Annotated in this window: 18 protein-coding genes and 1 riboswitch; of the genes, 6 read left to right on the forward strand and 12 right to left on the reverse strand. The window is 70.7% G+C overall.

Features of this window, described 5'->3' with window-relative positions; translation table 11 throughout:
• Positions 1-74: 74 nt before the first annotated feature.
• Positions 75-899 carry an exodeoxyribonuclease III gene (locus tag ACFT2C_RS20655; RefSeq protein WP_377208954.1) on the reverse strand — a complete coding sequence of 275 codons (825 nt, stop codon included), beginning with the start codon at positions 897-899 and terminating at the stop codon, positions 75-77.
• A gap of 9 nt (positions 900-908) precedes the next feature.
• A complete protein-coding gene (locus tag ACFT2C_RS20660) occupies positions 909-1,391 on the reverse strand; it encodes an SgcJ/EcaC family oxidoreductase (protein WP_377208955.1) in 483 nt (160 codons plus the stop codon).
• Positions 1,392-1,485: 94 nt separating this feature from the next.
• Here ACFT2C_RS20660 and ACFT2C_RS20665 point away from each other — a divergent pair, with 94 nt between their 5' ends.
• Complete coding sequence (locus ACFT2C_RS20665) at positions 1,486-1,953, forward strand: MarR family winged helix-turn-helix transcriptional regulator (protein WP_377208956.1); 468 nt, start codon at positions 1,486-1,488, stop codon at positions 1,951-1,953.
• Positions 1,954-1,962: 9 nt separating this feature from the next.
• Here the strand turns inward: ACFT2C_RS20665 and ACFT2C_RS20670 are convergent, their stop codons facing one another.
• The 5 genes from ACFT2C_RS20670 to glyA all read right to left on the reverse strand — a co-directional run bounded on the left by ACFT2C_RS20670 (position 1,963) and on the right by glyA (position 6,751).
• Entirely contained in the window at positions 1,963-2,445 is a 483-nt protein-coding gene (locus tag ACFT2C_RS20670) for a VOC family protein (RefSeq protein ID WP_377208957.1), read from the reverse strand.
• 110 nt (positions 2,446-2,555) lie between these two features.
• Positions 2,556-3,191 carry a flavin reductase family protein gene (locus ACFT2C_RS20675; protein WP_377208958.1) on the reverse strand — a complete coding sequence of 212 codons (636 nt, stop codon included), beginning with the start codon at positions 3,189-3,191 and terminating at the stop codon, positions 2,556-2,558.
• A gap of 226 nt (positions 3,192-3,417) precedes the next feature.
• Positions 3,418-4,155, reverse strand: a complete 738-nt coding sequence (locus tag ACFT2C_RS20680) for a hypothetical protein (protein WP_377208959.1) — start codon at positions 4,153-4,155, stop codon at positions 3,418-3,420.
• A 349-nt stretch (positions 4,156-4,504) separates the two neighbouring features.
• The gene (locus tag ACFT2C_RS20685) at positions 4,505-5,389 is read right to left on the reverse strand and encodes a bifunctional methylenetetrahydrofolate dehydrogenase/methenyltetrahydrofolate cyclohydrolase (protein WP_377208960.1); all 885 of its coding nucleotides are present in this window, start codon (positions 5,387-5,389) and stop codon (positions 4,505-4,507) included.
• 81 nt (positions 5,390-5,470) lie between these two features.
• Positions 5,471-6,751 carry a serine hydroxymethyltransferase gene (gene glyA, locus ACFT2C_RS20690; protein ID WP_377208961.1) on the reverse strand — a complete coding sequence of 427 codons (1,281 nt, stop codon included), beginning with the start codon at positions 6,749-6,751 and terminating at the stop codon, positions 5,471-5,473.
• 98 nt (positions 6,752-6,849) lie between these two features.
• Positions 6,850-6,936, reverse strand: a riboswitch (ZMP/ZTP riboswitch).
• 144 nt (positions 6,937-7,080) lie between these two features.
• On the opposite strand from glyA, the gene ACFT2C_RS20695 reads away from it, so the two are divergent.
• The 3 genes from ACFT2C_RS20695 (at position 7,081) to ACFT2C_RS20705 (ending at position 10,002) form a co-directional block, all read left to right on the forward strand.
• Positions 7,081-8,022 carry a hypothetical protein gene (locus ACFT2C_RS20695; RefSeq protein ID WP_377208962.1) on the forward strand — a complete coding sequence of 314 codons (942 nt, stop codon included), beginning with the start codon at positions 7,081-7,083 and terminating at the stop codon, positions 8,020-8,022.
• Positions 8,023-8,091: 69 nt separating this feature from the next.
• The gene (locus tag ACFT2C_RS20700) at positions 8,092-9,570 is read left to right on the forward strand and encodes an NAD(P)/FAD-dependent oxidoreductase (RefSeq protein WP_377208963.1); all 1,479 of its coding nucleotides are present in this window, start codon (positions 8,092-8,094) and stop codon (positions 9,568-9,570) included.
• Between the two features lie 39 nt (positions 9,571-9,609).
• Entirely contained in the window at positions 9,610-10,002 is a 393-nt protein-coding gene (locus ACFT2C_RS20705; protein ID WP_377208964.1) for a PPOX class F420-dependent oxidoreductase, read from the forward strand.
• A gap of 1 nt (position 10,003) precedes the next feature.
• On the opposite strand, the gene ACFT2C_RS20710 is transcribed toward ACFT2C_RS20705, so the two are convergent.
• Positions 10,004-10,501 (reverse strand): GNAT family N-acetyltransferase, encoded by a 498-nt coding sequence (locus ACFT2C_RS20710; protein WP_377208965.1) that lies wholly within the window; start codon positions 10,499-10,501, stop codon positions 10,004-10,006.
• 85 nt (positions 10,502-10,586) lie between these two features.
• Here ACFT2C_RS20710 and ACFT2C_RS20715 point away from each other — a divergent pair, with 85 nt between their 5' ends.
• Both ACFT2C_RS20715 and purU read left to right on the forward strand, forming a co-directional pair.
• Positions 10,587-11,228, forward strand: coding sequence for a GNAT family N-acetyltransferase (locus ACFT2C_RS20715; RefSeq protein WP_377208966.1), 642 nt, complete (start codon positions 10,587-10,589; stop codon positions 11,226-11,228).
• Positions 11,229-11,237: 9 nt separating this feature from the next.
• Entirely contained in the window at positions 11,238-12,098 is an 861-nt protein-coding gene (purU, locus tag ACFT2C_RS20720; protein WP_377208967.1) for a formyltetrahydrofolate deformylase, read from the forward strand.
• 405 nt (positions 12,099-12,503) lie between these two features.
• Here purU and ACFT2C_RS20725 read toward each other — a convergent pair whose 3' ends face one another.
• The 4 genes from ACFT2C_RS20725 to pulA form a co-directional block, all read right to left on the reverse strand.
• Positions 12,504-13,394: a carbohydrate ABC transporter permease gene (locus ACFT2C_RS20725; protein WP_377208968.1), complete on the reverse strand. Its 891-nt coding sequence runs from the start codon at positions 13,392-13,394 to the stop codon at positions 12,504-12,506.
• A complete protein-coding gene (locus tag ACFT2C_RS20730) occupies positions 13,394-14,269 on the reverse strand; it encodes a carbohydrate ABC transporter permease (protein WP_377208969.1) in 876 nt (291 codons plus the stop codon). Before ACFT2C_RS20730 ends, ACFT2C_RS20725 begins: the two co-directional genes overlap by 1 nt.
• Before the next feature lie 4 nt (positions 14,270-14,273).
• Positions 14,274-15,623 carry an extracellular solute-binding protein gene (locus ACFT2C_RS20735; RefSeq protein ID WP_377208970.1) on the reverse strand — a complete coding sequence of 450 codons (1,350 nt, stop codon included), beginning with the start codon at positions 15,621-15,623 and terminating at the stop codon, positions 14,274-14,276.
• 189 nt (positions 15,624-15,812) lie between these two features.
• Complete coding sequence (gene pulA, locus ACFT2C_RS20740; RefSeq protein ID WP_377208971.1) at positions 15,813-21,449, reverse strand: pullulanase-type alpha-1,6-glucosidase; 5,637 nt, start codon at positions 21,447-21,449, stop codon at positions 15,813-15,815.
• Positions 21,450-21,591 lie beyond the last annotated feature (142 nt).

The raw sequence follows: 21,591 nt of genomic DNA on the forward strand, positions 1-21,591 counted from the left end.
TCGTTGAGTGCGGGATATTTGCGGGATCAGGCGGTCCAGAACCGCAAATATCCAGCACTCAACGAGGCAGGCGGTCAGAGCTCGTAGGTGGCCACCAGCGGGGCGTGGTCGCTCCAGCGTTCCGCGTACGTCGGGGCGCGGTCGACCTCGACCTTGCGGCACGCGCCCGCGAGGGCCTGGTTCGCGAGCTGGTAGTCGATGCGCCAGCCGGAGTCGTTGTCGAACGCCGCGCCGCGCCACGACCACCAGGTGTAGGGGCCGGGGCCGTCGCCGGCGTGGGCGCGCCCGAGGTCGGTCCACCCGTACTCGTCGAGCCACCGCGTCACGTAGGCGCGCTCCTCGGGCAGGAACCCGGCGCTCTTCAGGTTGCCCTTCCAGTTCTTGATGTCGACGCATCGGTGGGCGATGTTGAGGTCGCCGGCCAGGAGTGCCGGCGCCCCTGCCGCGGAGAGCTCCGCCAGGCGCGCCGTGACCTTCTCCAGGTAGGCGTACTTGGCCACCATCGTGTGCTCCTCGCCGGGCTTGGTGGACCCGGAGTGCAGGTAGGCGGAGATGGCGGTGAACGTGCCGCCGTCGGGGAGCTCGACGTCGGCCTCGATCCACCGGCCGGTGTCGGGACCGGCCTCGACGTCGCCGTCGGGCCCGTGGGCCGCCAGGCCCGTGCGCACCTCGCCGATCGGCAGGCGGGAGGCCACGAGCACCCCGGCGCGGCCCTTGACCTCGCTCTCCGCGTGAGTCACGTGCCAGCCGTCGAGCAGCTCGCGCGCGACCTTGTCGGGGGCACGCACCTCCTGCAGCAGCAGCACGTCCGGCGTGCGGGTGGCGATCCAGGCATCCATGCCGCGGCGGACGGCGGCGCGGATCCCGTTGACGTTGGCGGTGGCGACGATCAGAGGCACCGGGGCAGCCTACTTGCCGCTTCCGCCGGGGGCCGAGGCACGGCCAGGCCTGGTCGCCGGCTGGAACCTGAAGGAGATTGCCTCCATCAGGGGCTTGTGCTGGGTCTTCTGCACGGCGGCGATGCGCCAGTCGCCCTCGGCGTCGCGCACGACGACGTACGTGGCGAGCTTCCCGAGCCGGCGCGGCGCCTTCTTGGCGACGTCGCCGCGGGTGACGATGACGGCGGTGTCGGCGCCGTAGCGGCGGACGTCGAGGATCTCCAGGTGGAGCCGGGTGCCGGCGAGGAAGCTGTCGAACAGGGCCTGGTGGGCACGGCCGATCTCGGCGCCGCCGCGGTAGACGGTGCCGACGAAGGTGACGTCGGTGGCGTCGGTGGTGAAGCAGGCGCCATAGGCGACGCCGTCTCCGCGGTTCCACGCGTCCTGGCTGCGCGCAATGAGGTCGCGGACCGCTACGTCGTCGGACTGGGCGGTCGGGGTGAGGTCGGTCATCTCGGTGGATCCTCTCGTGATATCTTCGCTGAAGATGTTTCTTCTACGAGGCAGTCTCTTCTCTGAGGAAGAGATTAGAGAGAGGGAGACCCTGGTGTCAACACCGCGAGCGGACTCTGAGGCGAGCGCGACGTACCGGCGGTACCTGAGCGCCGTCATGCTGCACGGCCACGCGAGCGCCCGGGCCTGCGACCTCGGCGCGACTGACCTCTACGCGCTCAACATCCTCGAGCTGGCGGGGCCGATGACCCCGGGCGAGCTCGGCTCGCGCACCGGCCTGACCACGGGGCCGACCACCCGGCTCGTCGACCGGCTCGAGGCGGCCGGTTACGTCCGCCGGGCGCCCGACCCCGGCGACCGCCGGAAGGTGATCGTCGAACCAGTCGGCAAGCCGGCCCAGCTCGACGAGGTCATGGCACCGGCCCGGCAGAAGATCGGTGGGATCCTCGCCGGCTACTCCGCCGAGCAGCGCGACCTGCTCTTCGACTACTTCGACCGGGCGGCGCAGGCCTACCAGGACGCCGCCGAGCAGATCCCGGGCGGCGCCCGCCGGACGCCCTGACGCCCGGGGTCACGCCCCGTCGTGGGCCGCCTGCAGCGCGGCGACGTCGATCTTGCCCATCTTGAGCATCGCGTTCATCGTCGCGATCTCGCCGGGCGTCGAGTACGTGCCGGAGAGCTCCTCGAGCTCCTTGGGGATGACCTGCCACGACACCCCGAACTTGTCCTTGAGCCAGCCGCAGGCGCCGGGCTCCCCGCCGTCGGCGGTGAGGAGGTCCCAGTAGTGGTCGACCTCCTCCTGCCCCTCGACGGACAGGTAGAACGAGAACGCCTCGTCGAGCGAGAAGTGCGGGCCGGCGTTCAGCCCGGTGACGGGCAGACCGGCCACCGTGAACTCCACGACGAAGTCCGCGCCCGGCTCGGCACCCGGCGCATCCTGTGGCGCCTTCACGACGTTGTCCACGGACGAGCCGGGGATGTGCTCGGCATAGAACGCTGCGGCCTCGCCGGCCTTGTTGTTCCCGAACCAGAGATGCGCTCGAGCGGTGACCATCGTGTCCTCCTGAGTTGGTCGAGGGCGCCGTCGGCCCCGTCATCTACTCCGACCGGGCGCCCGCCGGAAACTCATCGGCCGTCGCGCCCGGTACCACCCGAGCTCGGGGGTCAGCGCACGAGCACCCCGCCGTGCGGCATCTCCCAGGCCTCGGCGAGGCGCGACGGCCGGACCGCGGAGCCACCGCCGAAGAACTCGCAGAACTTCATGATCAGCGGGTCCCAGCCGACGGGGTCCACGTGGTGCGTGCCCGGGATGACGAGCTCCTCGGCGACATGGCTGCGCAGCACCCGGACGTGGAAGACCGTCGCGCCGGAGTCCGGAGTGCCGAGCGGGGTCTCCTGCGCGAGGACGCACTCGAGCTGCACCGGGCACTCGGTCACCCGCGGCGCCCCTACCAGCTCGGACTCCTGTTCCGTCAGGCCGGCCCGGGCGAACTTGTCCGGGACGAACTCGTACCCCATCGCAGCCTTCTGCTGCGACACGTCGGGCCTCCCGGTGGTGAGCGCCAGCCGGTCCACGGCGTCGACCATGCCGGAGGGCACGAGGTTCAGGACGCACTCACGCTCACGGCGGAGGTTCGCGGCAGTCCTCGCGGAGTTGCCGAGACCCAGCGCGCAGTGGTCGTTGAGCCACCAGGCCGACGACATCGGCGCGAGGTTGGCCGACCCGTCCGGGTTCCGTGTCGAGATGAGCACGACGGGCGTGCCGAAGTACATGACCTTGAGGTCGACGGTCTTGTGCATGCCCCAAGCCTGGCCGCGCTCCGCCCGGAGGTCTGGCGGGAATCGGACGTCGCGTGCGGCACTTCGAACGTCCCGCGACCGGTCACGACGCGGAGAACATCGGGCTGAACCCCATGGCGAGATCAGTTGCGCGCAACACATGCGATGGACGGATCACGCGAAGTTCGCCTAAGAGGTTCCGCCGGTAGGGCGTCGGTGTTCAGGGGCGTCGTCGGGGGCGGGCCTCCTACTGCGGTCGCATCAGGTCCAAGTCCTCACCCCATGCGTCCAGTACCGCGCCGTGCCCGGCCCGCCGGGCCACTGCCTCGACCTGGGCGAAGAGGCGACGCTGTGTGGACACGTCGCCCATTCCTGAGATGCGGTCCGCAGTGTCGAGCAGCATGCCGGTGTCCCAGCCGGGAAGTGGGAATCGGGCGAGCTCCCATTCCAGGTACTTGTTGTAGGGGCGGGGGCGACGGTCGAGAGTGAAGAGCAGCTCCAGCAGAAACCGGATGCTGTCGGCGGCGTCGAGGCGGGCCGCGAGCGCATGCCCGTCGCGGTCGTTCTTGACCGAGCGGTAGAGGGAGTTGGCGTAGGCATCGAGCCACTCGCCCGCCTCCCGGAAGGCTTCATCGGCGTCGAGCCGTGCCTTGCTGGCCAGGATCTGGGCGATACCTCCCTCGAGCCGGTCGAGCGCAATCCGGGCGCGGGCGAGGGCGTACCGCTCAAAGCCGGGCATTCCGGCGGCACGGAACTCGTCAAGGGAGAGGACGACGAGGTCGAGTTCTGGGGTGCGGTGCCCCGTAAACCGGGTGAGGGCCGTCGTAGCGCCATCGGCGAGGACGACGTACAGGTCGTGGTCGGAGTGCTTGGTGGTCATGCCCTCGTGGGCCCGGGAACCTTTGAGGACGAGGCCGACGACAGCTGGATCAGTGGCGGCGAGTTCGACAAATGCGTCGTAGGTGAGGGGCTGCTGAGCAGTCATTGCGTGATCTCCGGCGTTGTGATGACGGGTATGCCAACCGGGCGGCCCGAAACTCATCGGGGTCGCCCCAATGTCTGCGGCGGCGCTTGGCCGCCGCCCGGAAGATCAACGCACGTGCGGACTTTACCGCCCCTTTGGCCGTCGCTCCCCGCTCTCCGCCCGTCTGCGCTGCCAGCCTCACCAGGCAGACGGGAGGAGCGACGGGCTGCCAGGCAGGCGCACGGCCTGTTGTCGGGGCCGATAAGAGGTTCCGCCGGTAGGTGCCTGGTTCGTCCGGGTTTGGCACAGCAGTTGCTGCCAGGATCCAGCCGATCTGGCAGCAACTGCTGTGCTGAACGACAGTCAGCGCTCAGCCGGCGAGCGCTCGCTCCGCCGACTCCACGACGTTGGCCAGCAGCATCGCCCGCGTCATCGGGCCGACGCCGCCCGGGTTGGGCGACACCCAGCCCGCGATCTCCGCGGCCTCCGGCGACACGTCGCCCACCACGCGCGACTTGCCGGTCTCCGGGTCGGTCTCGCGGGAGACGCCGACGTCGATCAGCACAGCGCCCGGCTTCACCATCTCACCGGACACGATGCCCTTGACGCCCGCGGCGGCCACGACGACGTCAGCCCGCTTGACCAGCCCGGCGAGATCCTGCGTGCCGGTGTGCGTCAGCGTGACCGTCGCGTTCACGGCGCGCCGCGTGAGCAGCAGGCCGATCGGGCGGCCCACGGTGACGCCGCGGCCCAGCACCACTATCTCCTTGCCCGCGAGCTTGATCCCGTGCCGCTCGACGAGCTCGATGATGCCGCGCGGGGTGCACGGCAGCGAGGAGGTGATCTCCTCGTTGACCCGCAGCACGAGGCGCCCCAGGTTGGTGGGGTGCAGGCCGTCGGCGTCCTTGTCGGGGTCGACGAGCTCGAGCACGCGGTTGGTGTCGATGCCCTTCGGCAGCGGCAGCTGGACGATGTACCCGGTGCAGGCGGGGTCCTCGTTCAGCCTGCGGACCGCCGCCTCGATGTCCTCCTGCGTGGCGTCGGCGGGGAGGTCCTCCCGGATCGACGCGATGCCGACCTCGGCGCAGTCGCGGTGCTTGCCCGCCACGTACCACTGCGAACCGGGGTCGTCACCCACCAGAAGCGTGCCCAGTCCGGGAACGACGCCCCGCTCGCGCAGCGCGGTCACCCGCTCCTTCAGCTCCGCCTTGATCGCCCCGGCGGTAGCCTTCCCGTCCAAAATCTGTGCGCTCATGCGTACCTCCCTCAGTGAGTGCTGGGTATTTGTGGGGTTACAACGTTCTCGCCCACAAATACCCAGCACTCAGCGGAATCGTTAGAGACCCGGGTAGAGCGGGAACTTGGCCGTCAGGCTCGCGACCCGCGCCGACAGGGCGTCGATGTCGGTCGCGGCGCCCTGCTTGAGGGCCGTCGCGATGATGTCGGCGACCTCGGTGAACTCGGCGTCGCCGAACCCGCGCGTGGCGAGCGCCGGCGTGCCGATGCGCAGCCCCGAGGTGACGCGCGGCGGGCGCGGGTCGAACGGGACGGCATTGCGGTTCACGGTGATCCCGGCGTCGTGCAGGAGGTCCTCGGCCTGCTGACCGTCGAGGTCAGAGTTGCGCAGGTCGACGAGCACCAGGTGCACGTCGGTGCCGCCGGTCAGCACGGACACACCGGCCGCCGCGACGTCAGGCTGGGAGAGGCGCTCGGCGATGATCGACGCACCGCGGAGCGTGCGCTCCTGGCGGTCCTTGAACGACTCGGTCGCCGCGAGCTTGAACGAGACCGCCTTGGCGGCGATCACGTGCATGAGCGGGCCGCCCTGCTGGCCCGGGAACACGGCGGAGTCGATCTTCTTGGCGTACTCACCCTTGGACAGGATGAAGCCGGAGCGCGGCCCGCCGATCGTCTTGTGCACGGTCGACGAGACGACGTCGGCGTGCGGCACGGGCGACGGGTGCAGCCCCGCCGCGACGAGCCCGGCGAAGTGCGCCATGTCGACCCACAGCTTGGCGCCCACCTCGTCCGCGACCTCACGGAACGCGGCGAAGTCGAGGTGGCGCGGGTAGGCGGACCAGCCGGCGATGATGACGTCGGGTCGGTGCTCGAGCGCCTTTTTGCGGACCTCGTCCATCTCGATGCGGTAGGTCTGAGGGTCGACGCCGTAGGCGCCGACGTCGTACAGCTTGCCGCTGAAGTTGATCTTCATGCCGTGCGTGAGGTGGCCGCCGTGGGCCAGCTCGAGGCCGAGGATCTTGTCCCCGGCGTTGATCAGGGCGTGCAGCACTGCCGCGTTGGCCTGGGCACCGGAGTGCGGCTGGACGTTGGCGTGCTCGGCGCCGAACAGGTCCTTGGCACGGGCGATCGCGAGGTTCTCCGCGATGTCGACCTGCTCGCAGCCGCCGTAGTAGCGGCGGCCCGGGTAGCCCTCGGCGTACTTGTTCGTCAGGACCGAGCCCTGTGCCTCAAGGACGGCGCGCGGAACGAAGTTCTCGGACGCGATCATCTCGAGAGTGTCGCGCTGGCGGGCCAGCTCTCCGGTCAGGACGGCGGCGATCTCGGGGTCGAGCTCGGCGAGCGGGGTGGAGAGCGGGTCGGGAGTCGATGCGCTCATAGCTCCTCGATTCATGCGGGACGGGAATTGTCGGACGGCGGTGGAAGAGCCCACGCACCGTGACATGTATTGCCCGGGCGCACACCCTCCACGAGGTGACCCAGGGCCCAGGCGAACGACCCGTCGTCGGCATGACTCGTCGCTCCCCGGTGGTGATCCACCTGACGCCAGTCGCGACCCGAAGATCGTAGCAGCGGCCGTCCGAACCCGTGCCCGGCGCCCGCCGCCCACGCCCTGCGCACCCCCGCCGTCGGCCCTGAGGCCCGTCATTGCAACGAAAGTACCTGAGACCTTTCGCGATTCACCCGTACGTCGCTACTCTGCGGCTCATGCCCTCCCCCGTGTCACCGGACGCAGGTGTTCCGGAACACCAGCCAGACAAGCCCCGCCAGACCAGCCGACCGCAGACCAGCGGCCAGCCCCGCCAGACGCCGAACAGTCCCCCACAGAACGGTGGCCGACCGCAGTCGGGCCAGTTCCGGTCCGGCCAGTTCCAGTCCGGCCAGTTCCAGTCCGGCCAGTTCGCGACCACCGGCCAACCGCAGTCCAGGCAACCGCAGTCCGGACAGTTCTCCACTCGTTCCGCCACCGGCTCCGGCGCCACCTCGACGGCGCCCGGCACCGGCCGCCGCCCGCCCGCGAACCCCGCCGGAGGCGGTGGCGACGGAGCCAGCGGCGCCGGCACCGGTCGGCGCAGGAGCGCAGGCAGGCGGGACTGGATCTGGTCCGTCGTCGCGTTCGTCGTCGCGGCTGGGGTGATCGCCGCCGTCAGCTTCCACTTCTTCGGCCCCGACGACAGCGAGGACCCCGGCGCCACCTGGGCCGTCGACTCGTGCGCCGGACCCGACCCGACGGCCGAGGACATCGACGCCGAGACCGACACCTACCGGCCGCTGCCCTGCGACGACCCGGAGGCCACGGTCACCGTCCTCGACATCGAGGACGCCGTGTCCGTGGGGCAGATGCACTGCCCGGCCAGCACCGACGTCGTCTTCCAGAAGGACGGCCAGGCCGGTGGCGAGACGCAGGCGGTCTGCGCCCGCAACCTGTCCGACGACCACCCCGGCGATCCCGGGATGGGCGGCGGCCAGCTCTTGACGGGCGACTGTGTGAACGGTGACGGCGGCGAGGTCGCCTGCTCGTCGGCCGGCGCGCAGAAGGTCTCCGGCCTCGCGGTCGGCGGCGGCGGGTGCCCCGAAGGGACCGTCGACCAGCTCAAGCTGGGCTTCGACCCGCAGCGCAGCTACGAGACGATCTGCCTCGGCGGGTGACCTGCACCGTCATCTGTCGCTCATCCCGCCGAAACCGGCAGTCACCGCGCCATGGCTAGATTCGGGCGTATGGCCCGTGTCCAGGAGACCGTCTTCGAGCGCAACGTCCCGGCGGGCGCCGTCGTCGACCATGCGCTGGGCGGCACGCGGCACGCGGTGTTCTGGCTGGACGACGCGGGTGAGTGCACGGCCTACCCCGCGCTGTCTGCCCCGATCCGGGCAGACATCGTGGTGGTCGGCGGCGGCTACACGGGGCTGTGGTCGGCGCTGCGCGCGAAACAGCGTCACCCCGGGGCGCGGGTGGTGCTGGTCGAGGCACGCGCGGTGGGCTGGGCGGCGTCGGGCCGGAACGGCGGGTTCTGCGAGGCGAGCCTCACGCACGGCGACGAGAACGGCCGCCGTCGCTGGCCGGACGAGCTCGACACCCTGACCCGCCTCGGCCACGAGAACCTGGCCGCCATGGAGTCCGCGGTGAGCGACCTCGGGCTGGACTCCCAGTGGGAGCGCACCGGGATCATCGACCTCGCCGTCGAGCCGCACCAGATCGACTGGCTGCAGGACGCCGCGCAGGAGGCCGCCCGCGCCGGCGTCCCCCACACGTTCCTCGACCGGGCGAAGATGCGTGCCGAGATCGCGAGCCCGACCTACGAGGCGGGCCTGGTCCGCCCCGACGCGGCCGCTCTGGTGCACCCCGCGCGGCTGGCGGCGGAGCTGGCGCGTGTCGCGAGCGAGCTCGGCGTCGAGATCTTCGAGCAGACGCGGGTGACGCGGCTGGCCGCGCCGGGCCGCGGCGCCGGCAGCGACGTCGTCCTGCGCACGACGTCGCCCGCGGGCGACGCGACCGTGCGCGCGGACCGCGTGATCCTCGGGACCAATGTGTTCCCGTCCCTGCTGCGCCGCTACCGCATGCACACGGTGCCGGTCTACGACTACGTGCTGGCGACGGAGCCGCTGCCCGCTGATCTGCTGGGCGCCATCGGCTGGCGCGGCCGGCAGGGCCTCGCGGACCTGGCGAACCAGTTCCACTACTACCGGCTGACGGCCGACAACCGGATAGTGTTCGGCGGCTATGACGCCGTCTACCACTACGGCGGGCGCGTGAGGCGGGTGTACGAGAACCGGCCGGAGACGTTCCGGCGCTTGACGGAGCACCTGCTGACGACGTTCCCCCAGCTCGAGGGCATCCGCCTCACGCATCGGTGGTCCGGCGCGATCGACACGTCCACCCGGTTCTGCGCGTTCTTCGGCCAGGCAGCGGGCGGTCGCGTGCAGCATTCCGCGGGGTTCACCGGGCTCGGCGTCGCCGCCACGCACTTCGCGGCGCAGGTCATGCTCGACCGGTTCGACGTGCTCGACGGCTCCCCCGACACCGAGCGCACGGCGCTCCGGATGGTGCGGCAGGTCCCGGTGCCGTTCCCGCCGGAGCCGGTAGCGGCGGCCGGGATCCAAGCCACCCGCTGGGCGCTCGACCGGGCCGACCACCAGCGCGGGCGGCGAAACGTGCTGCTCAGGTCGCTGGACGCACTTGGCCTGGGCTTCGATTCCTGACAGTCTGCGCAGACTGTCCGCCGTCGAAGGAGCGCACCCGTGACCAAGCCCCCGATCCCCGAGAACATCGCCAGCGTCCTCGCGCGGCCGAATCCCGCGGTCATGGCGACCGTCCGGCCGGACGGCGCCCCCGTGTCGGTGGCCACCTGGTACCTGTACGAGGACGGCAGGGTGCTGCTCAACCTCGACGGCACCCGCAAGCGCCTGGACCACCTGCGGGCGGACCCGCGGGTCTCGCTGACGGTGCTCGACGCCGACAGCTGGTACCGGCACGTCAGCCTCCAGGGCCGCGTTACGATCACGCCGGACGAGGGCCTGGCCGGAATAGACCGGCTCTCCATGCACTACGGGAGCGGCGCCTACCCGAACCGCGACAAGCCGCGGTTCGACGCGTGGATGGAGATCGACTCCTTCCACACCTGGGGGTACTGACCTACTTCGGCTGCGCGCCCGCTGCGCCCAGCACGCGGCGCAGGTAGGTGTACGTCAGGTCGCCCGCGGCCTTGTCGTACTGCTCCTCGTAGCCGTGCTTCGTGTACATCGCGAGGTTCTGCTTGGAATCCTTGCCGGTGAAGACCCAGATCTCCGTGGTCTGCTCCGGCAGGAACGGGAGCACCGCGAAGAGCATCTCGGTGCCGATGCCCCGGCCCTGCTTGTCCGGGGCGACGGCGAGCCGGCCGAGCGTCGCCTTCTCGCCCTCGATCTCGACGCGCACCGAGCCGATCATCCGGTGGCCCTCCCACGCGCCGATCGTCACGACGTCGTCGCGCGCCAGGTCCTCCCGCAGCTCGGTGAGCGTCTGGGTCAGGGGCGGGATGTGCGGGTCGTCGTACAGCTGCGCCTCGGTCACGAACGCCGCGCGTCGTAGCGTGAGAAGCTCGCCCGCCTGGTCGTCCTCGACCAGCGCGATCGTCGTGGTGGAGTTGCTCATGACCCCATGGTGGCAGAGGTGGCGTGCCCGGGTCGACGGTGTTCGCGGACCAGACGCTGTCAGTGGCTCCGCGTAGGTTCTGGGCATGGGGAATTCAGGAGCCCGGCGGACGGCGGAGCCGGGCGAGCGCATCGACGTGCGGCCCGCCGTCGGGCGATACGACGACTTCTACGAGGTGGTGGGAGTCAAGAAGCCCGGCGGTGGGGGCTGCTGGTGCATGAGCTACCGGGACAGCCGCGTCCGCAACGAGGACCGCCCTGGCTACATGCGGAACCTCTGCGAGGCCGAGCCCGGCCCGGGCGTACTCGTGTACGTGGACGACCTCGTGGCGGGCTGGTGCTCGATCGCGCCCCGTTCCACGTACCGCCGGCTCATGAACAGCCGCACCATCCCGTTCGTGGACGACCGCGAGGCGTGGTCGGCGGTGTGCTTCGTGGTCCGTGCGGGGTACCGCAAGCGCGGGCTCATGCATCATCTCCTCGCCGGGGCCGTGGAGCACGCCCGCGCGTACGGAGCCGAGGTGGTCGAGGGCTACCCCGCCGACACTGGCCCGGACCGCGTGGACGTGATCAGCGGTTATGTCGGGACGGTGCGCCTGTTCGAGGCGGCGGGCTTCGAACGCGCGGCTGAGACGGGCGGCGTGAGCGGCGGCCGACGGCGCTGGCTGATGCGCCGGGAGCTCGCGCGCGATGAGATCCCGCCCGCCGCGCCGAGCCAGCCGGGTTAGCCTGACGGCGTGAACGACGCGACCGCAGCCACCCACTGGATCCTCACCCTGTCCTGCCCGGACCAGCCGGGAATCGTGCACGCGGTGGCGGGAATGCTCGCCGAGCACGGCGGCAACATCACGGAGTCGCAGCAGTTCGGCGATCCGACGTCGGGCCTGTTCTTCATGCGCGTGCAGGTCGAGTCGACGGCGTCCCGCGACGAGCTGACCGCGGCGATGACACAGGTGGCGGGCCAGTTCGAGATGACGTGGACGCTCGACGTCGTCGGCCGGCGCATCCGCACGCTGGTCATGGTGTCCAAGGCGGCGCACTGCCTCGTCGACCTCCTGTACCGGGAGCGGTCGCAGCGCATGCCGATCGACGTCGTGGGCGTGGTGGGCAACCACCGCGACCTGGAGGACATCGCCACGTTCTACGGCAAGCCGTTCCACCACGTGCCGGTCACCAAGGACACGAAGGCCGAGGCGGAGGCGACGCTCCGGGGCCTCGTCAAGGAGCTCGACGTCGAGGTCGTGGTGCTGGCCCGGTACATGCAGATCCTGTCCGACGAGCTGTGCCGCGACCTGAGCGGGCAGATCATCAACATCCACCACTCGTTCCTGCCGTCGTTCAAGGGCGCCGGGCCGTACCGGCAGGCCCACGAGCGCGGCGTGAAGATCATCGGCGCCACGTCCCACTACGTGACGGGCGACCTCGATGAGGGCCCGATCATCGAGCAGGACGTCGAGCGCGTGGACCACTCCCGCACGGTCGAGGACCTGGTGGGCATCGGCGAGGACGTCGAGCGGCGCACGCTCGCCCGGGCGGTGCGCTGGCACGCGGAGCGCCGGGTACTGCTGGACGGCCGCCGCACCGTCGTCTTCCGCTGACGACGCGGGCGTGAGCGCGATCGTTGCGCCTAAACGGGTGCATAGTCGCAACGATCTCGCCCACAGCCAGGACAGCGCGAAAGCCGGGCTCCTGACGTCCATCAGGGGGTCCCGGCTTCACTTCTGACACTCCACGCGGGAGGCAGCTCGCACGAGGATAGCTCGGCTTCGTGCAGTCGCGCGACCGATCGTGCTGCGTTGCGCGGGTCCGCTCCCCTGAATGTCCGCCTCCATCACACGCTTGCGCATGCGGCCGCGGCCATTTCCATGCGTAACCGTGTGGTCGAAGCGGACCTCCCGCTCGACGCCGAAAGGGTGCGCTTCCGCTCAGTGATTGGGCCCACAACCCACGTGAACTTTGGGCCGAATCACTGAGCAGAAGCGCACGTCCGATCCCCCGCCCCGTCAGCCCTTGACCGCGCCCGCCAGGGCGAAGGCCGAGCCCGAGATTCTCGTGACCAGCACGTACAGGCCGAGCACCGGGGCGGCGTAGAGCAGCGAGTACGCCGCGAGCTGCCCGTACGCGACCGACCCGTACTGCCCGAAGAACGCGAAGATGCTCACGGCCGCCGGCTGCTTCTCCGGGGACAGCAGCAGCACGAACGGGACGAAGAAGTTCCCCCATGCCTGCACGAACACGAAGATGAACACGACGGCGATGCCCGGCCGCATGAGCGGCAGCACGATCCGCCACAGCGCCTGCATGGCCGACGCCCCCTCGGTCCAGGCCGCCTCTTCGAGCGAGATCGGCACGGAGTCCATGAAGTTCTTCGTCATCCAGATCGCCATGGGCAGCGACGTCGCGGCCATGAAGAAGATGGTCCCCGGCAGCGAGTCGAGCAGGTTGAGCTGCACGAACAGCGCGTACACCGGGACCATGATCGCCGTGATCGGCAGGCACGTGCCGAACAGCACCGAGTACAGGAAGTACTTGCCGAACCGCATGCGGTACCGCGACAACGGGTAGGCGGCGAGCACCGCGACCACCACGGTGATCGCCCCCGATCCCGCGGAGAGCACGAACGCGTTCCACAACGGCAGCCAGGTCAGCTCCGGCGTCATGATCGCCGAGAAGTTCGCGGTGGTCACGGCGTCGGGCAGCCCGAAGGAGAGCGTCGCCTCCGCGTCGAACGACGCGACGAGTATCCACGCCATCGGGAGCACGAACAGCACGGCGATCGCGAGCAGCACCAGGTTGGCCGCCACCTTGGTCGGCTTGACGCGCGGTCCCGCGAGCTGGCCCGCCGTCGCGCCACGTCTCGTCCGCACAGCGGGCGGCGTCATCGTGCCGGCCATCAGTCCACCTCCGGTCGGAGCGCTCGGATGTAGATCACGGAGAAGACCGCGCCCACGATGATCATCACTGTCGCGATGGCCGTGCCGTAGCCGACCTGCGCGAACTTGAACGCCTCCTGGTAGGCCAGGATCGGCAGGGTCGAGCTGTCGGTGCCCGGGCCGCCGCCGGTCATCACGTAGATCAGCGTGAACACGGACAGGGTCTGCAGCGTGGTGAGCATGAGGTTGGTCGAGATGCTGCGCCGGATGACCGGCAGGGTCACCCAGGCGAGCCGCTGCAGCCCGTTCGCGCCGTCGAGCTGCGCGGCCTCGGTGAGCTCCGGCGGCACCTCCGCGAGCGCCGCCGAGTAGACCATCATCGAGAAGGCCGTGCCGCGCCAGATGTTGGCGAGGATCACCGCGAGCATCGGGGTGGAGTACAGCCAGTCGGGTCCGGTGATCCCGATCCCGCCGAGCATGGTGTTGAGCGTGCCGTCGGAGTGGAAGAACGCGTACGAGGCGAACGCCGCGACGATCTCCGGCAGCACCCACGCGGCGACCACGACGGTCGAGGCGATCGACCGCACCGGCTTGACGGCCGAGCGCAGCAGCCCGGCCAGCGCGATGCCCAGCACGTTCTGCCCCACGACGGCGGAGAGGAACACGAAGATGACGGTGAGCCAGAGCGACTTCGGGAAGTCGGGGTCGCCGACCAGGGCGGTGTAGTTGTCGAACCCGATCCACTCCGGGTTCAGGGCGGTGGGCCCCGTGAGTGCGGCGTTCGTGAACGAGCCGTAGAACGACCACACCACGGGACCCAGCATGAACAGTGCGAGCAGGACGACGGCGGGCGCGAGCGGTACCGCCCGCGCCGCGCCGCGGGATGCGACGGCCATCGGATCAGCCCTGGACGGTGTTCTCTTCGCCGACGATGCCGGCCACCGCCTCGTCGTAGACGGCGGCTGCCTCCTCCGGCGTCTGCTGCCCGGTCATGACGGACTCCATCGCGACCATGATCTCGTTGGCGACCTTCGGGTAGTCCGAGGTGGCGGGCCGGAAGTTGGTCACGTCGACCAGGTCGGTGAAGAACTTCGTGGTCGGGTTCGACTTGGTGTACTCCGGGTCCTCGGCGACGTCGGTCCGCACCGCGATCTGGCTGTTCGCGACGTCGAACCAGAGTGAGTTCTCCCGGTTCAGGGCCATCGAGATGAAGTCGAAAGCGGCGTCGGGGTTCTTGGAGCCGGAGCCGAGGGCGAGCGTCCAGCCGCCCGACATGCTCACGGCGCCCGGGTCGGCGCCGTCCTGCGTGGGCATGGGCGCGGTCCCCATCTTCTCGGACCACTCGGGCCACGGCGCGACGCCGGACTCGAGCCAGTTGCCCGCGACCCACGAGCCGTCCAGCGCGATGCCGACCTTGCCCTCGGGCAGCCACTCGGCCTGCACCGTGTTGCCGATGTTGGTGTCGAGCGCCTGCTGCGGGGTGGGCGCGAGGCCCTCCGTGAACACGGTGGTCACGAAATCGAGCGCGTCGATGAAGCCCTGCGAGCCCACCACCCACTTGCCGTCCTCGTAGAGGGTGTCGCCGGTCCCGTACAGCAGCATCTCGAAGCCCTGCATCACGGCGGCCTCGCCCTGGGGCTTGCCGGAGTACATGTTGAACGGCACGACGTCGGGGTCGGACTCCTTGATCGCCCGCGCAGCCTCGAGCAGCTCGTCCCAGGACTTGGGCGCCCAGTCCTCGGGCAGACCGGCCTTGGCGAGCACGTCCTTGTTGAACCAGAGGCCGCGGGTGTCCGTGCCCATGGAGACGCCGTAGGTCTTGCCGTCGTCGCCCGCGCCGGCCTGCTTGGCGCTGTCGACGAACTGGCTCCACTCGTCCCAGTCGGCCAGGTAGTCGTCGAGCGGCGCGAGGTACCCGGCCTCGACGTCGGACTTGATCATGTACGTGTCCTCGTACATCACGTCCGGCGCGGTGCTGGGCGACCTGTTCATCAGGGCGAGCTTGGTGAAGTAGTCGTTCTGCTGCGCCTCGATGGGCACCAGCTCGACGGTGATCCCGGGGTTCGCCTTCTCGTAGTCTGCCTTGACGTCCTTGAACAGGGTGTCGGCCTGCGTGAAGTTGCCGAACTTCTGGTAGGCGACCTTGATCGTGGAGTCGTCGGCCCCACCCTCACCGGAGCCGCAGGCGCCGAGCGAGAGGGCGAGCGCCGCCGCCGTGACGGGTGCGACAAAGTATCGTGCGGTGCGCATGAAGCTCCCTTGCGTCGTGCGATGCCCGGCAACACCGCCGGACAAACTAGGGCACACAATTCACCCCGGGCGGGCCCACGTCAAGGGACTCTCGGCAACAATTGTCAGCGCTGTCAACGTGGAGCTCAGAATCCGCGACTGCAGACCTGGTCGACGCCGCCGTCGGCGACCAGGTCTGCAGTGAGGGGATCAGCCCCGCGGGTCCGCCAGCACCGCTACCGTCCTGGCCGGGACCGTGACGGTCCCGGTCGCGGAGTCCCAGGTGGTCTCCCGCACGACGGCGTCCGCCCCGCCCGCCTGCACCGGCGACAGCGCGTAGTCGCGGCCCGCGAGCTCCGGCACGTCCACGGTGGCCGACGTCGGCGACGCGTTGAGCACCACGAGCACGCCGTCCAGCGCCGGGTCGACGTCGGACAAGCCCGCGAGGTCGTCGACCGACATCGTGATGACTCCGGGGACGGCGTCCGGGCCGGAGCCCGGGAAGGTCACCTTTTGCTCGATGAGCTCGGCCGACCCGAGCCGGAACAGGTCCGTCGAGTGCCGCAGCTCCAGGAGCTCGGCAGCCTGCGCGGACGCGAACGCTATGTCGTCGGGGCTCGGCCTGAGCGCGGCGTCGGCCAGCAGGGGCTGCTGGTACGGCCACGTGTCCTCGTTGTCGGCCGCCATCGGCAGCCCGCGCCCGAACCCGTTGTCCCGCCCCGACCAGTCGATGGCGTTGAACCAGTCGCCGGAGTCGAACGAGTTGCGGTCCAGCGACTTGGAGCGCAGCAGGTCGGTGCCCGCGTGCCAGAACGACGGCGACTGCGACAGCGCGGCCGTCGCCAGCGACACCGTGTTCATCCGGACGCGGTCCGCCATCGGGGTGTCGGCGGGCAGCTTGAGCGCCAGCAGGTCGAACAGCGTCTCGTTGTCGTGCGCGTCCACGTACGTGACGACCTCCTCGGGCGAGTCCGCGTAGCCGGCGGGCGAGCCGCGGTAGTCGAGCTCGTCGCCGCGCACGCGCTCGCCGTCCGACGTCGTGAGCTCGTAGGCGCGCAGGTTGCCGGCCAGCCCGAGCTTCACCAGGTCGCTCTGATGGGCCAGGTCGGCTGCCTCGTCGGCCCCGCCGTCGTTGACCGACGCCGGGTCGCCGAGCCGCGCGTCGTTCCCGTTCGGGTCGGTGAACAGCCCGGTCCCGAAGCCCTGGGTGAACAGGGACGCGCCGTCGACCGGCGAGCCGCCGTGGACGGCGTCGCGCAGGCGGTCGCTGAACGTGCCGATGCCCGTGCCGCCGAGCTGGCCCTGCGTGGCCTGCTCGAACCGGGCGTTGCCCGCGACCTCGCCGAAGTTCCAGCCCTCGCCGTACAGGTAGACGCTCGCGCCGTCGACGCCGTCCTCCTCCAGCGTGAGCTCGTCGAGGGCCGCCCGGACCGCCTCCATGTTCGCGCGGGAGTGGTGCCCCATGAGGTCGAACCGGAACCCGTCCACGCGGTAGTCGCGGGCCCAGGTGACCACCGAGTCCACCATCAGCTTCTGCGCCATGGCGTGCTCGGTGGCGACGTTCTGGCAGCAGGTGCTGGTCTCGACGGCGCCCGTGGTCGGGTTCTGCCGGTGGTAGTAGCCGGGCACCACGCGGTCCAGCACCGACTTCGGGTCCTGGCCCGACGCCGCCGTGTGGTTGAAGACCTGGTCGAGCACCACCTGCAGCCCGGCCCGGTGCAGGTTGCCGACCATCGAGCGGAACTCGGCGACGCGCGCCCCGCCGTTGGCGTCCACGGCGTACGAGCCCTCCGGCGCCATGAAGTGGTACGGGTCGTAGCCCCAGTTGAAGCCGTCGTGCCCCTGGATCTCGGCGACGGCCGCCTGCTGCTCGGTGCCGTCGGGCGCGAGCCCGGACAGGTCGCCGGTGGTCGCCTGGGCGGCGCGGTCCTCAGGGATCGTGGCGATGTCGAACGTCGGCAGCAGGTGGACGGTGGTGAGCCCGGCGTCGGCCAGCGAGCGCAGGTGCGTCATGCCGTCGGAGCGGCTCGCGCCGAACGCGCCGTAGGTGCCGCGCAGCCGTTCGGGGACGGTCTCGTCGGAGATCGAGAAGTCGCGCACGTGCAGCTCGTAGATCGTCTGGTCCACGGCCTGCTCCACGACGGGCGCGGGCGTGGTGCGCCAGACCTTGGGCCGCCAGTCCGGCGCGTCCAGGTCGACGGCGACCGAGTGGGTCGAGTCGAGCGTGAGGCCCACCGAGTAGGGGTCGGTCACGACGTTGGTCTCGACCTGGCCCGTGCTCGGCACGTATACCTCGACCGCGTACCGGTAGCGCGCGCCCTGCCAGCCTCTTCGCTGGTCGCCCTTCGACAGGCTCAGGAACCGCTGGTCGAGCCCCAGGGCGGCGCGCCCGCCGTCGAACGTCCACGCGCCGTCGTCCTGACGGGCCATCGCGAAGGTGCGCGGCTCGGCGTCGAGCGCCGTGCCAGCGGGCCAGGCCTGCAAAGTCACCGCGCGCGCCGTCGGCGCCCACAGCGCGAACGACGCGCGCTTGCCGCCCTGCCACGTCACGCCCAGCGCGCGGTCGGTCGCGAACAGGTCGTCCAGCACGCCCGGGATCTGCACGCCCGTGGCAGCGGTGAGCGTCTCGCCGTCGTGCCGGGTGAGCCGCAGCGGCCCCTTCAGGGCCGACGTCGCCGCGGCTCGGTCCATGCCCTCGACCTCCAGGGCGAGGTGGTTCGCGAGGTGGGGGAAGTCCTCGGCCACGTCCGCGGGCACCTCGCCCGGGACCAGCGTGTACGACGTCGGCGCCTCCTGCGCGGCCGCGTCCGGCGCGCCCGTCTCCAGCGCCCACGTGTCGCCGGCGCCGAAGTCGTCCGCGGGCACCAGGACCAGACCTTCGCGGACCCAGTGCGCGGCCTGCTGGCCCTCCCCCGGCGTGCCCGGTGTGCCCACCTTGACGGTGGGTACCTTCGTCTCCGGGTCCCAGGTAAAGGTGACCGGCCCGCCGCTGGTCGAGTACGGGATGTTGGCGCCGTCGCGCGCGCCGTCGGCCCCGTAGTTCTCCGCCCAGGAGCCGTTCAGGGCCACCTTGAACTCGTAGGATCCGGCGGGCAGCTCGAACGTGCCGGCGTAGGTGCCGTCGTCGGCGAGGGTGAGGCGCGCGGCCTCGCAGTCCGGGGTCCAGTCGCCTGCGCAGCCCATCTCGCTGTTGTGCGAGCCGGGGACGGTGACCATGTCGATGTCGGGGTCGGTGCCGTCGTCGACCACGCCGCTCACGTCGACGCCCACCGACGCGTACGAGCTGGCGGCGGCGCGGTCGCCGTCGGCGTCCTGGGTGACCGTGCGGTACTCGACGAGGGTGCCCTCGGGCAGGGCGGCACCGTCGGGCCCGACGTCGTGGAAGACGCGCGGCGACGTGTCCTCGGCGGTGCCGAGCTGGTGCCACTCGTCGGTCCCGACGGCGCGCCAGGCGAAGGACGTCTCCGCCCAGGCGTCGTCGATGCCCGCGGCGACGGGGGCGACGCCGGACAGCGCGGCGCCCGGCCGGGCGCTCGTCCCCGGGACCACGGTGACGGTCCCAGCGGTGTCCGCGCCCACGGTCCGGTCCGCGACCAGCACGACGACGGAGCGGGCCGGGACGGTCAGGGTGACCGCGCCGTCGGCGTCGGCCGTGAGCGTCGCGTCAGTGCCGTACAGCGGGGCAAAGGTGGCGCCCGGGGTGAGCGTGTCGAGGGTGACCGTGCGCTCCGAGCCCGCGTTGTTGGCGGCGACCAGGTGCTCGACCCGCTCGTCGCGGTGCACGCGGGAGAAGGCGTAGACGCCGGCGCCGTCCTCGGCGTAGCGCTCGATCTGGGCGCCGCTCGCCAGGGCCGGGTGCTCCTCCCGGAGGTCGGCGAGGGCCGCTATGTGCTCGTAGAGCGGGGCGTCCGTGCCGTAGCGGTCGACGCTGCCGGCCTGTTCGCCGGTGACGAGCGGCTGGTTCGCGTACTCGTCGACCTGGGTGGCGAACAGGGTCTGCCGGGCGTCCTTGTCGCCGCCGGTGCCCGCGAAGCCCTGCTCGTCGCCGTAGTAGACGACCGGCTGGCCGCGGGTCAGGTACATCAGCTCGTGCGCCAGCTCGTCGCGTTCGAGGGGATCGTCGGCGCCGGCGAGCATGTAGCCGACGCGGCCCATGTCGTGGTTCCCGAGGAACGTCGGCAGCGCCGAGGAGCTGCTGTGCGGCGTGGTGTACAGGTCGTCGGAGGCGTACAGGTCGGCGAGCCGCTGCGCGCTGTTGCCGCTCGCATAGCTCGTGGCGGCGGACTGGAACGAGAAGTCGAGCACGGAGCTCATGTCGGTGCGGCGCACGTAGGGCGAGGTCTTGGTGGCGTCGGCGTCGTACACCTCGCCGAACGTGAAGAACTCGTCCTTGCCCTGGGCGTGGGCGTACTCCTCGATCTCGGCCGACCACTCCTCCCAGAACTCGAAGTTCACGTGCTTGACCGTGTCGATGCGGAAGCCGTCGATGCCGAGGTCGATCCACGCCTCGTAGATCTCCTCGAAGCCCTTCTCGACTGTCGGGTGCTCGGTCATCAGGTCGTCGAGGCCGCTGAAGTCGCCGTAGGTGACGGACTCCCCCGCCCACGTCGAGTTGCCGCGGTTGTGGTAGAGCGTGGGGTCGTTGAGCCAGGCCGGGACCTTCACGCCCTGGTCCTGGGGGTCGATCACCGGCGTGTACGGGAAGCTCGTCGCGGCGTCGAGCTGCGGGAAGCTGCCCGTCCCGGCGTAGTCGGCCGGGTCGAACGGGTTGCCGTCGGCGTCCTGGTACGGGGCGGTGGCCTGGTCCACGTAGTCGTAGGTGCCCTCGGCGTAGTCGACGACATCGGCCGTGTGGTTCGTGATGATGTCGAAGTAGACCTTGAGGCCGCGCGCGTGGGCGTCGTCGATCAGCGCCTCGAGCTCCGCGTTGGTGCCCAGGTGCGGGTCGATCCGCGTGAAGTCGGTGATCCAGTAGCCGTGGTAGCCGGCGCTCACGTCGTCGCCGGAGCCCTGCACGGGCCGGTTGAGGAAGCTCGGGGTGAGCCAGATCGCCGTCGTGCCCAGGCCCTCGATGTAGTCGAGGTTCTCGCGCAGGCCCGCCAGGTCGCCGCCCTGGTAGAAGCCCTTGTCGGTCGGGTCGAAGCCGGTGGCCAGCCGGTCGCCCGTCAGGCCGCCTTCGTCGTTGGTGGGGTCGCCGTTGGCGAACCGGTCGGTCATCACGAAGTAGAAGCGCTCGTCGCCGCCCGGCTGGCGGACGGGCTCGTGGACCAGGGCGTCGTCCGCCTCCGTGTAGTCGCCGGCAAGGGTGAGCGGGGTCAGGGCGGTGCGGTGGGTGGCGTCGTCGTAGGTGACGCGGAGCGTCGCGGGCCCCGCCAGGTGCAGGGGCGCGTTGTCGGGGCCGCCGTCGCGGCCGTACGACTCGTCCCACGCGTCGTTCAGCGCGACCTTGTACTCGTACGTGCCCGCAGGGACCTCGAACTCGGCGACGAAGGTGCCGTCGCCCCGGGCGACGAGCTCGGTCGCGGCGCACGCGGGGTCCCAGTCGGCGGCGCAGCCGAGCTCGTCCTGAAGGCTGCCCACCAGGGCGGCGGTGCGATCCTGCGCGGTGGCTTCTGCGGGCTCGGTCGCGGCGGCTTCTGTCGCGGTCCTGCTCGTCGCCGTCGTGCCGGTCACGGTCGTGCCAGTCGCGGTCGTGGTGGTCGTGCCGCTCGTGGCCGACGCCGACGCGGCGAGCCCGAGCGAGGCCACGAGCGTGACGGCGCCGAGCCCTGCGGCCGCGCGATGCCGCGCGGCACGCCCGGGGAAGGTGCGAAGCTGAACCGGGCGCGGGCGCGCGGTGCGAGACATGGATGACCCCTTCGTCGTCCGGAACCCGAGTGTCGATCGGCTGCGACTGTAATGCTTGCAGAACATTGCAGCAAGATCTCCTGTGATGAACCGGCTGATCTCTTCGCCGGGTGAGCAGAAGGGCCCGCCTCCACCACACGCT

Source organism: Promicromonospora sp. NPDC057138 (genome assembly GCF_042670845.1).
Classification (GTDB): domain Bacteria; phylum Actinomycetota; class Actinomycetes; order Actinomycetales; family Cellulomonadaceae; genus Promicromonospora.